The organism is Nocardia sp. NPDC046763 (genome assembly GCF_040645495.1).
GTDB lineage: Bacteria > Actinomycetota > Actinomycetes > Mycobacteriales > Mycobacteriaceae > Nocardia.
On sequence record NZ_JBEYYI010000037.1, the window covers coordinates 19,421 to 33,543 of the forward strand.

Genomic DNA, 14,123 nt, shown 5'->3' on the forward strand with positions numbered 1-14,123 from the left:
CGACCGCCGCCATGGATGGGGAGCGGGACTTCTGGTACGACGAGGCGGCCGGTCCCCTCGTTCGCTTGTATGGCGTCACGCGCGGGCGGACCCGCGATGTGACGCCCGAGCTGAGCATGATCACCATCGTCGTCGCGGTCGATGGTGCGGCGGATGGCCGACTGCGTCGCATGGATCCCGAGTACGAGCGGATCGTCGTGATCGCGCGGAATCCGCGGGCTATCGCGGAAATCTCTGCGCGACTCGGCCTTCCGGTCCGGGTGACCAGGATCTTGATCGGCGACCTGATCGCGGACGGCTATCTGAGCATCAGCTCGGCGCAGTCTCGCCACGCCGCGAACGACAACAGTGAAACTGCCGATTTGTTAAGGGCGATACGTGATGGCCTCCTCAAGCTTTGACACGGCGAAACCGTCGAAAATCACCTCGTCGAAGATCCTCATAGCGGGCGGATTCGGCGTCGGCAAGACCACCCTGGTGGGTGCTGTCAGCGAAATCGCGCCGTTGTCCACCGAGGAACTGATCAGCGCCAAAAGCGAAGGAGTCGACGACCTTTCGGGCGTGGAGGCGAAACAGACCACCACCGTCGCACTCGACTTCGGGCGCATCACGGTGAATCCGAACCTGATCCTCTACCTGTTCGGCACGCCCGGGCAGGAACGGTTCCGGTTCTTCTGGGGCGAACTGGCGGCCGGAGCGCTGGGTGCCGTGGTCCTGGTCGACCCGCGCCGACTGGACAGCTCGTTCGCCACGATGGACTTCTTCGAAAGCCGCGGACTGGCGTTCGTGGTCGGGGTCAACTATTTCGACGGCGCGCACCGCTATCGCCTGGCCGACCTGCGATCGGCGCTAGATCTCGACGACCATGTGCCACTGAGTTATTGCGACGCACGCAGCCGCGAGTCCTGCAAGCAACTGCTGGTCGGGCTGACGGACTACCTGATCACTCGGCTCAACGGCATTGCGGAGCAATCGATTCCCGCGACGCCGGCCTCTTCGGCGATTCGTTCGGACAGGTGATCGACGTGATCGTCACTGTGAGTCTGGCCGATGTGTCCAGTTATCGGCCCGGACAACCCATCTCGGCGGAGTATTTCGCTCAGTTCCAGCATGGTGCCGGGACGGCGTCGGCTGTCATGTTCGATCCGCCACGTTTCCGCCACCATGTCGGCGGGGGCGAGACCCCCGCCGACATGGCCGAACGGGCCATCGCGCCAATGCTCGCCCGCCAAGGGCGAGAGCTGTTGGACGAGGTGGATATCCTGGTGGTGCATACCCAGCTGCCCGCGACCTGGTTCGTCGGCAATGGCGGCGAGGTCGCCGCTCGATTGGGCATCGCGCCGGAATGGCTGATCGACCTGGCCAATGGCGGCTGTGCCAGTTTCATCCACGGGATCAAGCTGGCCCGGGAACTCTTACAACACACCACTGCCAGGAGCGCGCTGGTCATCACCGTGACGAATACGGCCGGACAGATCTTCGCCCAACCCGGAGTGCGCGCCATGGCGCAGGGCGCGATCCCCGGGGACGGTGCGGGCGTCGCGTGGCTGACCAAGTCGGACCGGTCTCCGATACTCGATATCGAGACACGGCATCTAACGCATTTCGCGGGCGAGATGACCTCGGTTTCCGACCCGCCGCGCAAGTACTGGGAACCAGGGCTCGGCGAACATCACCTCGGATTCTCCGAGTCGAACATTGCCGAAGTTTTGAAACGCGGCAATCAGATCGTCCCTCGAGTCGTCCGGGCGGTCTGCGAACGGATTGCGGTGCGGCCGAGCGACCTTGACCTGCTGGTGACCAATCAGCCCAACCGTACGTTTCTCCGAAACTGGCACGAGGCATTGGCGCTGCCCGCCGAGCGGCACCCGGACACCTTCGACGAGTGTGGCAATACCTTCGGCAGTGCCATGCCGATGACTTTCGACGACGCCGTCACCTCGGGGTCGATGCCGGAAGGTGGTGTGGTCATGTTCGCGGGGTTCGCCCATGCGGGAGACTTCGCGGGCGCGATGGCCGTGCGCTGGGGTGGACGGCACGCCCCAAGGGATTCCCCATGCTGACCGCCCGAATGAGTGGGCGACACTCACTCGCGCTCAACGAAAACCCCTATGGGCCTTTGCCATCCGTCCGTCACAGCTTGGAGCAGGCGCTGGCTTCGGCGAACCGCTACCCCGAATATCTGCCACATCGGTTGGCACGGGCCATCGCGGCTCGGATCGGTTGTTCGCCCGAGCAGATCGTTGTCGGTGCCGGAGCCACCGGCGTGATCATGCACATCCTGCAGGCATTCGTCGCGCCCGGCCGGGCTCGGGTTGTCATGGCGGAGCCGATATTCGACGGCTACCCAGTGCTCACCGCGACAGTCCGTGGTCACTCCGTCATGGTCGCGCTGGCGGCGGATGGGTCGCAGGATCTGGACGCGATGAGGGCAGCGGTCGACGCGCGGACCGGGGTGGTTGTGCTGTGCGATCCGCACAACCCGACCGGCACTCGACTGCGCGCTGGTGAACTGACCGGATTCCTCGACCGGATCGACACCCGGGTCGCGGTGATACTCGACGAGGCCTACATCGAGTTCGTGGCACCCGATCAGCGCATCGACACCGAGACGCTCTTGGCGGCATACCCGAATGTCATTGTGGTCCGCACCTTCTCGAAGGCATTCGGCTTGGCGGGCCTGCGTGTCGGGTACGCCGTCGCCGACCCGCAGGCCGCCGCTCGCATAGCGCGCTGGCAAGTGCCCTTCGGCATGAACATCCTTGCCGAAGTCGGTGTCCGGGCCTGTTACGCCGCCGAGGACGAGCTGAACGAACGCATCGACGCGATAACCAGCGAACGCGATCGGGTTTCGGTCGCCCTGCGGCGGCTCGGCTATGTCCTGCCGGACAGCTCCGCCAACCACCTCTTCGTTCCACTGCACGACCCCGCGCTGGCTCATCGCGTCTCGCAGGCCTTCTGCAGAGCGGGGATCCATGTGCGGAAGTACTCGACAGGCGTCCGCATCACCGTCGGCGACCGCGCCGCCAACCAAGCCGTCCTCACCAGCCTCGCCGAAGTGCGCGCCGCGGCACATCGACTATCCGGGTCGGTATCAACGCGCTGAACCGACCGAACTCCGCCGGCCGCAGCCACTCCTCGCTGCGCCCGGCCAGATTCGCCTCCACCTTGCGGGACAGGCCGCGCCTGCGCCGCCGCATTTCCAGACGTTCGCCAACCGCGAGCTCGGTCGTGTTGGGCGCGTTCATACGTCATTCCCTCCCTGTCGTGGTTGAAGACGGATGTTGGCATCCGATCGCAACCCAGCGATCCCGGTTCCTCCAACCAGCAGAAATATGTTGGCGCGGCGTGCAATTCGTGAAACCCGGCCACAACCGCGAGCTGACGTGCAGGCCACTCGCGTTCGTCAAACCCCTTGCGGCGCGCCGAGACCCCACGTCCGACAAGTCTTCTCCCAGATCGGCACCATCGCCTTCCTCGCTCCAGCGGGGCTGCAGGTGCGCGCCGCGGCCCCGAACGCTCTGGCCCCCAGCTGTGGGAAGGTTGGAGCGGCACCAGGCGCTAGGGTCGCGTTCGACCGCTCCGGAACTGCCGGCAAGGAGAATCTCATGGCACTCGAACCAATCGAGCCAGAATTCACTCTCCCGAATGTCAACAAGGGAGTCAGCGATGAGGTGGCGTTATGGCTTGATCCGAATAGTTTTCCAGTGGCCGTCAATGGAATCGTCACAGCCTATGACGAAATGTTGTCCATAGCTTTGGAGGATGCTCCCGGCTTCCCCTCGACGGAATTTGGTGATATCGATTATCGGGTGAAAGATTACCACGAGCGAATGAACAATGGGAGGGCAGTCTGCGCACAGAAATGTCAGGAATTGGCGATGTCACTGTCCAATTCTCTGAAGGGTTACCAAGTCGCCGATGAATTCGGCAAAACAACAATTTCCGCCACCGGTGGCTAGCCTCCCACTGATATCGATCGCGCTATGCCAATAAATCCTGGTACAGACAGCACTGATAGTTGGAGTTCACTCCTGAATTCGCTACTGGTCGGACTCCATCAGATCGCGGGTGAAAACTGCACAAGACAGGACCTGGAGTCCGTTATCCAGATCGCGTACAAGTTCCCGCGTCCGAGCGGGAAGCCCAGCACGCTTCGCGGCCAGGCAGAAATATATCGAGCAGCATCCGTACACGCCGGCAACAGTGCAGCGGCTCTAAAGAATACGAGCTGGTCGACATTACCTGCCTCATGGCACGGAAACGCGGCAGAAAACGCCGGGCAAGCTGTGAATGCTGTGTCCACCCACGCCTCGCACATCGAGGCCGGGTTCCAGCTCGGCGACTCGGCACTCACCAACTTCGCGAACATGCTCGAGGCCGCGCAGCGGAGCTATGACGACGGCCGTGAACAGCTGGATGCCGTCATGGCGGGGCTGCCCAAAATCGACAACGACGAGGCTATGCCAGGCAAGAAGAACACACCGTCCCTTGTCATGGCCTGGCAGAACACCCAATCGGGCCTGAGCAGCCTGCACAGCGCCGCCGACCGGGCCGAGACGGGCACGAAAGATGCAATTTCCGCATTCAAGTCGCTTGAATTGAATATCAGTGCCACCGCACCCAAGTCGCCGGATGGCAGGTACGCAATCGGAGATCCGAAGACGCCGGTCCTCGTGCATGATGACACGTTCATCTACAACTCGAAGCACGCCGACTCCCAAGACTACCTGAACAAAGAGAAGTGGCAGGCGATGCTGCTGGGTGCCAGGTACCTCAGGCCCGACCTCGATGACGCCACGATGATGTACAAGCACTACTGGGACAACAACGGCAAGAAGATGGAATTCGACTACGACGAGGCCTACCACGAGGATGGATCCATTCGCGAAGCGGTGGATCGAGAGATCGGTCGCGCCGCTACGGCAGCAGACTATTTCGTGCAGACCGGTAAGAGAAGCTTCAAGATCACTGGCGGCCCGAAAACCGCAGTTTCTTCGACCGAGAATTGGGAGAAGACAGTCGGCAACTATCAACAATGGAGCCACGCCAATGTCCGCGTCGAAGGTAAGCGCATAGTTATGGACGTGACCGTGGAAGCGCAGGACTACTACGACTTCGACAAGGGCAAGAGCGACATAGCGACCGGGGTGGAAGATTCGGAGAACGGTCGCTTCACCGAAATTGGCTGGGCGAAACCTTTCGAAACCCACGGCAGCCTCACCCGGACCGTGTCCTGGGAAGTCGGGCAGCCGCCGTCGACCATGACGACGGACGCATCCTCGAAGCCCCACCAGAACCGCACTGGCGACGAACGCTAGATGTCCGCGACGACACAGACGATGGGACGGGGACAGCAACAGCCGATGTCGCCCGGCGTCGGCACGACGGGCTGTGGCGCTGCATCATCGACAACCCCTTCGGAACCGGCGCGTGACAGGGGATTCCGTGCCATGGAACCGGTTGCTAACGGACGCCGAGGGGTTCGGCGGCGGGGTGGCCGGGGTCGAGGAGTTGGCGGCGGAATTCGGTGGTGCTGTGGCCTGTCCAGCGTTGGATGGCCCGGCGGAGGGTGCGGGCGTCGGTGCAGCCGACGCGGGTGGCCACTGATTGGACAGGGAGGTCGCTGTCGCGAATGAGGCGTAGCGCGTTCTCGTGCCTCACCAGCTCGACCTCTTGCCGCCAGTTCGTGCCCAGTGCCTGGAGTCGGCGCTGGAGGGTTCGTGGGCTCATGGTGAGGCGTCGGGCTCGCCAGTGGCTCCCCCTGATGGGAATGCGCTGAAGCCGGTCGGATGGGGCGCGGGCGATCATGAACGATCACCCGAAGGGAGAACACCCTGTGTCCGAGCTCGCCAAATCAAGTGTGGTACATGCGAATCCGAGTGCTGTGGTGCGGAATGCGTCTCGTGTCGGCATTCTGTTGATCGCGACAGTTGCGGCCGGGACGCTCAGTCCACTGCAATCGGCTGTCAACGGGGCGCTCGGCAGCACAGTCGGGGACGGAAACGCTGCCGCAGTCGTTTCCTTCGGTACCGGGCTGCTGATCATGACCGCTGTCGTGGGTACTCAGCGGCGATGGCGCGCCCAGGCGCTACGGCTGCCCCAACTCGTGCGCAGCGGCGCCCTGGGCTGGTGGAATTGCCTCGCGGGCTTGTGCGGGGCGGCGGTCGTGCTGTCCGAAGGCGTCTCGGTCGGATCGCTCGGTGTGGCCGTGTTCCAGATCTCGCTGATCTGCGGATTGATCATTTCCGGCGTGGCCTGCGACCGGATCGGTGTCACGACGGCGGTACCGCAGCCCATCTTCGGTGTCCGGATCCTCGGAGCGGGCTTGGCCGTCGTAGCGACTGCCGTGGCGATCTCCCCGAATTTCCATGTGCCACATGCGATCTTTCTTGCCGTATTGCCTTTCTGTGCGGGTCTGCTGGCCGGCTGGCAGCCCGCCGGAAACGCGGCAGTGGCCAAGCACAGCGGATCGCTGATCGTCGCGATCACCTTCAATTTTCTTGTCGGTCTCATCGTACTGTCGGCGGGGCTGCTGATCCGATTGGGCTTGGGGACAGCGCATTTCAGGCTGCCAACGGTGTGGTGGATGTACACCGGCGGAGCACTCGGGTTGTTGTCCATCGGCCTGATGGCGCTGCTGGTCCGCGGCCTGGGACTGCTGCTCCTCGGTCTGGCCTCCATCGCGGGTCAGCTACTCGGCTCACTGGTGTTCAACGGCGTCGTGCCCGGAACCCATACGTCGCTTCATGTCGTGACAATCGTCGGAACCGTCCTGGCACTCGCTGCCGCCGCGATCGCCGCGATTCCAGCGCGAACCACCGGTCACCGCACCGAAGCGGCCTGGTGACCACTGCGCAGACGCCATCCTCGCCCCCGATCGGATTTGAGTTTGCGGGTGGATATCGCGGCTCCGGCCAGAACCAGCGTCCCGTAGACGACGTTCAGATACCAGCCGCCGTGAACAGCGTCGCCCCGACTGCCTGTTTGTCCGGCGGTTCCGGTGAGCATCGTTGCGGCGATAGCGACGCCCACGGTTTGCCCCGCCTGCCGGGTGACACCGGCGATGCCACCAACGACCCCGGCCTGGGCTGCCGGAAGACTTGCGGCGGCGATGTGCGTTATCGGAGCACTGACGGCCGCGATACCGGTGCCGAGCGCCGCGTACGCGGCGAGCAGCAGCGGAATCGGCGGGTGGGCGTTGTCGAATGTGAGCAACAACGCGCCTGCAGTCAGCGCCGAACCACCGGCCAGCAAAGACGGGCGCGGGCCCAGACGTGCGAGTACGCGACCGTTGACCGGCCCCACGACGAGGGCGGCAACGGCCAATGGCAGGGTCAGCAACCCCGCGTGTAGCGGTCGATATCCTCGGACTTGCTCGAGATAGATGCTGTTCAGGTACAGAAATGACCCCATCGAGGCGAAAGCGGCCACGGCAATGAGGTGCGCCCCGGCGAACGGTGGACTACGAAACAGTCGCAGCTCGATCAGCGGCTCGGCACGTCGTGACTCGTAGATCAAAAAGCCTGTCAGTGCAGCGACCGCGGTTGCCAGCGTGCACGCGATGGCCGGCGACGCCCAGCCCAGTTCACGTCCTTCGATGATGCCGAACGTCGTCGTGGCCAGCAGCAATGCCAGTAGTGCCTGACCAACGGGATCGACTGCACGTGGCGTGGCAGCTTTGGATTCCGGAATGAAGTATCTGGTCGCGATGTACATGGCGGCACCGACGGGGAGATTGATCAGAAAGATCCATCGCCAGCCGGATACGGACCCTGCCAGCGCTCCACCGATGACCGGCCCGAGTGCCAGTGACAGCCCGCTGGCCCCGGACCAGACGCCGACGGCGCGAGCTCGATCGGCCCGATCCGGAAACGTCGAGACAAGAATTGCCAACGCGACCGGATTGAGCATCGTCGCGCCGCCTGCCTGGAACGCGCGGAAGGCCACCAGCCATCCCAGCCCCGGCGCAAAGGCGCACAGGACCGAAGCGATTGTGAATACAACAATTCCGATCCGGAATGTTCGTTTGCGGCCCACCCGATCCGATATGGATGCGGCCGTCATCATGAACGTTGCCAATACCAGTGTGTAAGCATCGATCACCCATGCCATGCCTGTGGGTTCGACGCCGAATTCGTGACCGATGGCGGGCAACGCGGCATTCACCGCGGTGGCATCGACACCGACGAGCAACATGCTCGTACAGCAGATCCACAGCACAACGGGGCGGCCGATCGTCCTGGGCGCCGCAGCGATCTCGACCGCTGTGCCCTGCGTCGGTGTGGTCACACGAATGCCAGTCCTGCCGCGATTCGCCGGTTGAGGTCCCACTCGCGAGCGGCCACCATCTGGGTCGACCAGTCGTCGGCAACGGAAAGGAAGATCGGGTCGCCGGTGCGGCGGTATTCGTGCAGGCACGCCGCGGTGAGCTTGAAGGCGTGTTCATCGCCGCTGGCGAGACAGTGATCCATCAGTTCGTCGATTTCGGGAACACGGTCGATCGGCGGTGCCGCCGCCCCACTGGTTCCGAAGGCGGCCCAGGTTGCGGCCGTGTAGTGCCAGCCGAATCGGTATGCGTCGGTGTGCGCGGATTCCGGAGTGCAGGGCAACAGGATTCGCACGGCCTCGGTGGTGGTGATGGTATGGGCGAACACCAGCGGGAACCTCGAATTGTTGCGCCGGTACAGATCGGCTCCGGCCCACGACAGTTCGTGGAGGCTTTCGAGTGGATCTGTCGGCGCCGCCACCAGATCCAGAGCGTGCCTGAAATCGGGAACCGAACCCAGCAGTCGAAGTACCTCCGGCGGCACCCCGGACCGCTGCTGAGTCTCGTTCAGATGCGGCATGCGCTGCAATGCCGACCGCACGTCCAGGTCACCCTCGAGCGATGCCTTGCCAGACAGTTCGCGGTAATAGGCAGCCCAGTAGGCGAGTGCGCTGACCACCTCGTCCAGTCGCGGTTCGGTAGCCTCACTGGACATCGCGGACACGGCGTGCGCCACGCGGATCGGACCGTGACCGCCCTCCGCCATGCCGCCGGGCCACAGGCGCGGCAACCACGTCGACAGCAGATCGCGCCAGCTCATTTGGTCGAGTTCACGGCGGAAGAACAGCTGCCAGTCCGCGAACCGATGCTTGGCGCCCAGAGCCGTTCGCCAGGTCTGCCCCGAGATCGGCGTCACTGCGGCCGGTGCCCCTGTCAGGCGCTTGGCGTACTCGCTCACCCAGGGGGCGACAGCATCGGCGAAGCCGAGTTCGACGAGCGCCTGTACCGCCATCGGGCCGTGATTGGGATTGCCGGTGCCGGTCTCGGTGCCGAAGCCGCTCAGCCGTTCGAGCGCGGTGTCAAGGACCTCTGTCATCTTGGGATTCTCCTGTCCGACCATTGTTCGTGCTCCCATGGTGCGAGGACCCCGGTAAAGAAGTCCAATACATGATTCGCCATACTGGATAAGCAATCTTTATGATTGGAGATCCTCGTGTTGCAACACCTGCGGACATTCATCGTGGTTGCCGAGGAGTGCCACTTCACTCGCGCTGCGGTGCGTCTGCATATCGCTCAGCCCGCGGTAAGTCAGCAGATCCGGGCCCTGGAGCGACAGGTGGGCCAGCAGCTACTCGAACGCAATGCACGATCCGTTCGGCTGACTCGGGCCGGTCAAGTGTTTCTGCCGCATGCCCGCGCAGCCGTGCATGCGGCGGACAAAGGCTTTGCCGAGGTCGCCTCCAGCACCGGTACGCTGCGGGGCACGTTGCGGGTCGGCCTCGTCGAATCGGCAGGACCGACGCAGGCGCCTCGGTTGCTCACCGAGTTTCTCGCTCGCCATCCCGGCATCGATCTCCACATCAGCCAGGACGGCTCCGAACAGATGAGTGATCAAGTCCGCGTGGGCGAACTGGACGTCGCCTTCATCGCCTTCCCGGACACCCGGTGCCCGGCCGGAGTGGCCGCGCACTGGCTGCACCCCACCGAGCCCCTCGTGGTCGCGGTGGCCGCCGACCACCCGCTGGCGAACCGGGGCCGACTACGACTGTCCGACATCATCGACGAACCACTGATCGCACTCCGTCAGGGAACCGGGAACAGATCGGTCATCGAACGGATCTACGCCGAACACGGCACTCACCCACGAATCATCTGTGAGGCCCCGAACCTCGCCGTCGCCATGAGCTTCGTCGCCGAGAACCTCGGACTGTGTCTGGCCCCTCGATCGACCGTCGCCACCGCCGCACCCGCCGTCACCGCAGTCGAGTTGGCAGAACCGGTGTTGCAACGTCATCTCGCCCTGATCTGGCGGTCCCCCGAAGCCGCAGGACTGCTCGCACGAGCGTTCGTCGCCTTCACCGAATCCGAACCACGATGGTCCGGAACACGAGTCTGATCCGTCCCGAGCTCGAAACCCATGCCGTGGACCTCGGGGGGTTCGATACCGTACAGCGCAAGGTGTTGGAACGCATCGGCGTGGTCAGCGACGCACGGGTGCAGGCACGACGTCGTCGCCACGCCGTGGCCACCCACAGCCCGGTCTCGGTACATATCGACACTCCGCGCGCAACTGGCACCGCCGATATCCGCGCCCGAGTCCGACTGTGGGACAGGGAAGTCCTCCCTGAACCCGGCTCCTACGTCGCCGAACTGGGGTCTGAGGGCTTGGCTACCACCGCTGAGCCGGATGGCGGTTCCGACGTCGTCGAGCTCGATGAGAGATCGTTGTTCGCCGGTGGTTAGGGCCAAGAACGGGATCACAAAGGATGCGGACACAGCCAGATCCCACAGTGCGTTTCTCATCCCTGGGGAGTGACCCGCGATACCGAGACCCTCACTGCCACAGGCCATTTGCGACGGGTAACACAATCCTTACCGGTACCCCCATTTCTGGGGTAATCAATCATCGGGACCCATTGTCGCGATATCGTCGCTGAGAGATTGCCGCCGAAACTCGTCCGGCGGCTGGTCCGTCCAGCGTCGAAACGAGCGCCGGAATGCGCGGGCATCGGCATAGCCGAGGCGGGTGGCGACCGAGCGAATCGGAAGATTCGTCGTCCGAAGTAGTTCCACGGCGTGCTCGCATCGCACAGCTTCGACCTCCTCGCGCCAGTTGGTGCCCATCTCGTACAAACGGCGCTGAAACGTGCGTGGGCTGATCGCCAACCGTCGTGCGACGCCGTCCAAACTCAGCTCGCCTTCGCTCAGCGCGTCATTGATGGCGATCCGGACGTTGTCCTGCTCGCCCGGAGCCAGCCGAGAGGACGCCAGGAATAGCTCGGCGTAGTGGCGCAGCATCGTACCCAGGTGCGGGTCTGCCCCGGTCGGCAGATCCGCCGCGTCCAGGAACGTGATCTCGGCGTATGGCGCGCCGAAATCGATTCGGCTGGTAACGAATTCGTCGATCAGATACGGATACCGGTTGCTTTCCTGATGGGTGAAGGTAACCCGGACGGGAACCAAAGGCTGACGAGTGGCTTCTCGGACCCGCCGCAACATCAGCGAAAGCATGAACTCTTGAACGGGAGCGCGACTGAAACCGGGCAGGACCGGGGTGGCATCACGGATCAACAGCAGACCCCCGTCCTCCACCACCTCCCAGCCAACACGCGGATCTGTCACGACACCACGGAGATTGACCGCCGCTCGAACACCCTGTGCGAGTGTCGGTTCACTGGTGAACAGGTAGTCCCACACGTACAGCCCGCCCCGTTCGACGGTCTCCGTCGCGAGCAACCCCGACCCCGGACCCGCTGCGGCATCCAGAAGCTCCCAGGCACGCGGAGCCCACGCGGTCGGTACTCGAAGTAGATCGTCATCGAGAGCCGCGGGATCCACCACCGGATGAATCGCCGCCAACTCGGCCGAACTCACTCCCGCCCGGAGCGCCGCGGCCCAGAGCAAGCTGGCCGTACGCGCCGGAATGGTGCCCTCGATCATCGGCCGAGCCTATCCGAATGCCGGAATATCCAGCGCCGCTTTCGATATGGATTCCCGCCACTGGTAAGGGCCAATGCGACTGTTATGGTCCGGCGCAATAGATCGAGAGGGCGGTGCCGTGAATCCTCGCCTGGCACTTCTGAAATCGCTGATGCCGCCACCGCCGCTGCCCCCGGTCGTGGCGCCACCATGGACCGCCATCGAGCAGTCGATGAATCTCCGGCTTCCCGCCGATTACCGCGACTTCATCGATCTCTACGGCGACGGGCAGATCAACCACCTCCTCTCGGTTTTCTTCCCGGCCCGTCAACATGGACCTCGGCCCACGCTGTCGGTCTTGTCCGACAACACCCAATCGCTTCGAGACAGTGGATTCTTCGACGACCCCGCCGCCGATGGGTCGAATTCGGTGGCAGGACAGCAGATGTCCAATGACATGCTGCTCTGGGGTCAGACCTTCAACGGCGACTTGCTGTTCTGGTCGACTGAGCGTGAAGATCCCGACAATTGGACTGTCCGAGTGCACTTTCGGCACCTCGATCCCGGCGACAGCTGGGGTGAGTTCGATGGAAGCATGGTCGACTTCCTTCTCGCCCTCGCCATAGCTGCCTTCCCCCACACGAACTGGTTGATCGACGCCTCCACGGGCACCATGCGATGGAGCAGGCTCCGGGACTGGAAACACGACTACGGCCGCCCACCCACCGCGGTATTCGACGACTACGTGTATCTCAACGGTCGATGGCCCATCGACGGCCGCCGCACCGCTGACGGAGCACTTGTCCCACTGCGCGAATATGGAAAATCTGGAGGCGATCAAGCCCATCTGTGGAGAACCGGCGAACAACGATCTCTCATCGAGCTCGACGACGTCGGAACCGCCATCCGGCTCAGCGGTGGTAGCCAAGCTCCCGGCATCGCCTACTCGGTTTCCGGCGAAGCCGATCTGATGATCGAGAACTCGATGGAAACCGTTGGGGTACAACTACTCTGCGACGGCTACGCCATCGCCACGGTCCTGGTTGAACCCAATGGTCGGTCACGTGCCGAGATCGAGGCCGAGGTGCGCGTGCCCGCGGGCCAGCCCGACTCCTCGATCCAGCTGCGCGTCGTCGCACGCGGCCCCGACAACGCGGTTCTCGTCAATCGCGTTCATCTGCAAGCAAAAGGCACCTTGGGGCACTGAATGCGAGCCGCCTGGTACGAGCGCACCGGCCCCGCTGCCGCTGTCCTCGAGGTTGGAGAACTGCCCGACCCGGAGCCGGGACACGGGCAGATCCGCGTACGTCTGGAGGTGGCCGGTATCAGCCGCGCCGATGTCCGTCTCCGATCTGGAATCGGCAGCCGTGCCATCAGATTCGGTCGCGTGATTCCCGGCGACGATGGCGCCGGAGTCATCGACAAACTCGGTCCCGGCGTACCCGCCACCCGGCTCGGTCAGCGGGTGTGGGTCCACTCGGCCACCTACGCCACTCGCGGAGGCACTGCCGCCGAATATGTTGTCGTTCCCGCGAACCGCGCGATCGAACTGCCCGACAACGTGCCGACGGAAGTCGGAGCCTGCCTGGGCCTGCCCGCACTGACCGCACACCGATGCCTGTTCGCCGATGGGCCAATGGACGGATCGGTTGTGCTGATCACCGGCGGCACAGGTGCGGTGTCGCACTATGCGATCCAGATGGCCAGAAACGCCGGTGCGATCGTCATCGCCACCGCAGGCACCGCGGCCAAAAGAGCGGTCGCGCGCACCGCTGGCGCCGATCACGTCTTCGACTACCGAGATGACGACGTGATCGGACAGATCCTGCACGTCTCCCCCACCGGCGTCGATCGCATCGTCGATGTGGCTTTCGGAGCGTATCTTCCGATCTCGAGCACCGTCATCGCACCGGGCGGAACCATATCGGGCTATGCCTCCAACGGCATCGCCGAACCGGTACTCCCCTTCACCACGTTGCTGCGGGCCGGAGCCACCATCCGGACCGTGATGGTCTACGCCATGCCGCCACAAGCCCTGAGACACGCCATCGACGACGTGACCGACCTGATCTCACGCGGAATTCTCGCCCACCCCATCGCCTCTCGCTATGCCCTCGACCAGGTCGCCGAGGCGCACGCGCGGGTGGAAAGCGGCCAGGGAATCGGCAGAGTCCTCCTTGCCTGTCGCTGACCGCCGTTCGCATCGATCACCGAA

General features: G+C 63.8%; 15 protein-coding genes. 11 read left to right on the forward strand and 4 right to left on the reverse strand.

Annotation, left to right across the window (positions count from 1 at the left end; genetic code table 11):
* The first annotated feature begins 11 nt into the window (after positions 1–11).
* The 6 genes from ABZ909_RS38625 (at position 12) to ABZ909_RS38650 (ending at position 5,321) form a co-directional block, all read left to right on the forward strand.
* The gene (locus ABZ909_RS38625) at positions 12–401 is read left to right on the forward strand and encodes a DUF742 domain-containing protein (protein WP_357010429.1); all 390 of its coding nucleotides are present in this window, start codon (positions 12–14) and stop codon (positions 399–401) included.
* Positions 382–1,020 (forward strand): ATP/GTP-binding protein, encoded by a 639-nt coding sequence (locus ABZ909_RS38630; protein WP_357010430.1) that lies wholly within the window; start codon positions 382–384, stop codon positions 1,018–1,020. Before ABZ909_RS38625 ends, ABZ909_RS38630 begins: the two co-directional genes overlap by 20 nt.
* Positions 1,021–1,028: 8 nt before the next feature.
* Positions 1,029–2,063, forward strand: a complete 1,035-nt coding sequence (locus ABZ909_RS38635; RefSeq protein WP_357010550.1) for a 3-oxoacyl-[acyl-carrier-protein] synthase III C-terminal domain-containing protein — start codon at positions 1,029–1,031, stop codon at positions 2,061–2,063.
* A complete protein-coding gene (locus ABZ909_RS38640; RefSeq protein ID WP_357010432.1) occupies positions 2,057–3,106 on the forward strand; it encodes an aminotransferase class I/II-fold pyridoxal phosphate-dependent enzyme in 1,050 nt (349 codons plus the stop codon). Before ABZ909_RS38635 ends, ABZ909_RS38640 begins: the two co-directional genes overlap by 7 nt.
* A gap of 502 nt (positions 3,107–3,608) precedes the next feature.
* Positions 3,609–3,962, forward strand: a complete 354-nt coding sequence (locus ABZ909_RS38645; protein WP_357010434.1) for a hypothetical protein — start codon at positions 3,609–3,611, stop codon at positions 3,960–3,962.
* A 336-nt stretch (positions 3,963–4,298) separates the two neighbouring features.
* On the forward strand, positions 4,299–5,321 hold the full coding sequence (locus ABZ909_RS38650) for a hypothetical protein (protein ID WP_357010437.1): 1,023 nt from the start codon (positions 4,299–4,301) through the stop codon (positions 5,319–5,321).
* Positions 5,322–5,466: 145 nt separating this feature from the next.
* On the opposite strand, the gene ABZ909_RS38655 is transcribed toward ABZ909_RS38650, so the two are convergent.
* Positions 5,467–5,811, reverse strand: a complete 345-nt coding sequence (locus ABZ909_RS38655) for a helix-turn-helix domain-containing protein (RefSeq protein WP_357010439.1) — start codon at positions 5,809–5,811, stop codon at positions 5,467–5,469.
* A 79-nt stretch (positions 5,812–5,890) separates the two neighbouring features.
* On the opposite strand from ABZ909_RS38655, the gene ABZ909_RS38660 reads away from it, so the two are divergent.
* Entirely contained in the window at positions 5,891–6,850 is a 960-nt protein-coding gene (locus ABZ909_RS38660) for a DMT family transporter (protein WP_357010441.1), read from the forward strand.
* Here the strand turns inward: ABZ909_RS38660 and ABZ909_RS38665 are convergent.
* Positions 6,826–8,292 carry an MFS transporter gene (locus ABZ909_RS38665; protein WP_357010444.1) on the reverse strand — a complete coding sequence of 489 codons (1,467 nt, stop codon included), beginning with the start codon at positions 8,290–8,292 and terminating at the stop codon, positions 6,826–6,828. The two genes, ABZ909_RS38660 and ABZ909_RS38665, sit on opposite strands and share 25 nt — an antisense overlap.
* Positions 8,289–9,365 carry a questin oxidase family protein gene (locus ABZ909_RS38670; RefSeq protein ID WP_357010447.1) on the reverse strand — a complete coding sequence of 359 codons (1,077 nt, stop codon included), beginning with the start codon at positions 9,363–9,365 and terminating at the stop codon, positions 8,289–8,291. The genes ABZ909_RS38665 and ABZ909_RS38670 overlap by 4 nt, the downstream gene beginning before the upstream one ends.
* Positions 9,366–9,482: 117 nt before the next feature.
* Between ABZ909_RS38670 and ABZ909_RS38675 the strand changes: the two genes are divergently transcribed.
* Positions 9,483–10,385 (forward strand): LysR family transcriptional regulator, encoded by a 903-nt coding sequence (locus tag ABZ909_RS38675; RefSeq protein WP_357010450.1) that lies wholly within the window; start codon positions 9,483–9,485, stop codon positions 10,383–10,385.
* 62 nt (positions 10,386–10,447) lie between these two features.
* Complete coding sequence (locus ABZ909_RS38680; RefSeq protein ID WP_357010453.1) at positions 10,448–10,732, forward strand: hypothetical protein; 285 nt, start codon at positions 10,448–10,450, stop codon at positions 10,730–10,732.
* Between the two features lie 156 nt (positions 10,733–10,888).
* Here ABZ909_RS38680 and ABZ909_RS38685 read toward each other — a convergent pair whose 3' ends face one another.
* A complete protein-coding gene (locus tag ABZ909_RS38685; protein WP_357010456.1) occupies positions 10,889–11,929 on the reverse strand; it encodes a helix-turn-helix domain-containing protein in 1,041 nt (346 codons plus the stop codon).
* A 118-nt stretch (positions 11,930–12,047) separates the two neighbouring features.
* Between ABZ909_RS38685 and ABZ909_RS38690 the strand changes: the two genes are divergently transcribed.
* Both ABZ909_RS38690 and ABZ909_RS38695 read left to right on the forward strand, forming a co-directional pair.
* Positions 12,048–13,115, forward strand: coding sequence for an SMI1/KNR4 family protein (locus ABZ909_RS38690; RefSeq protein WP_357010459.1), 1,068 nt, complete (start codon positions 12,048–12,050; stop codon positions 13,113–13,115).
* A complete protein-coding gene (locus ABZ909_RS38695) occupies positions 13,116–14,099 on the forward strand; it encodes an NADPH:quinone reductase (RefSeq protein WP_357010462.1) in 984 nt (327 codons plus the stop codon).
* The last annotated feature ends 24 nt before the right edge of the window (positions 14,100–14,123 follow it).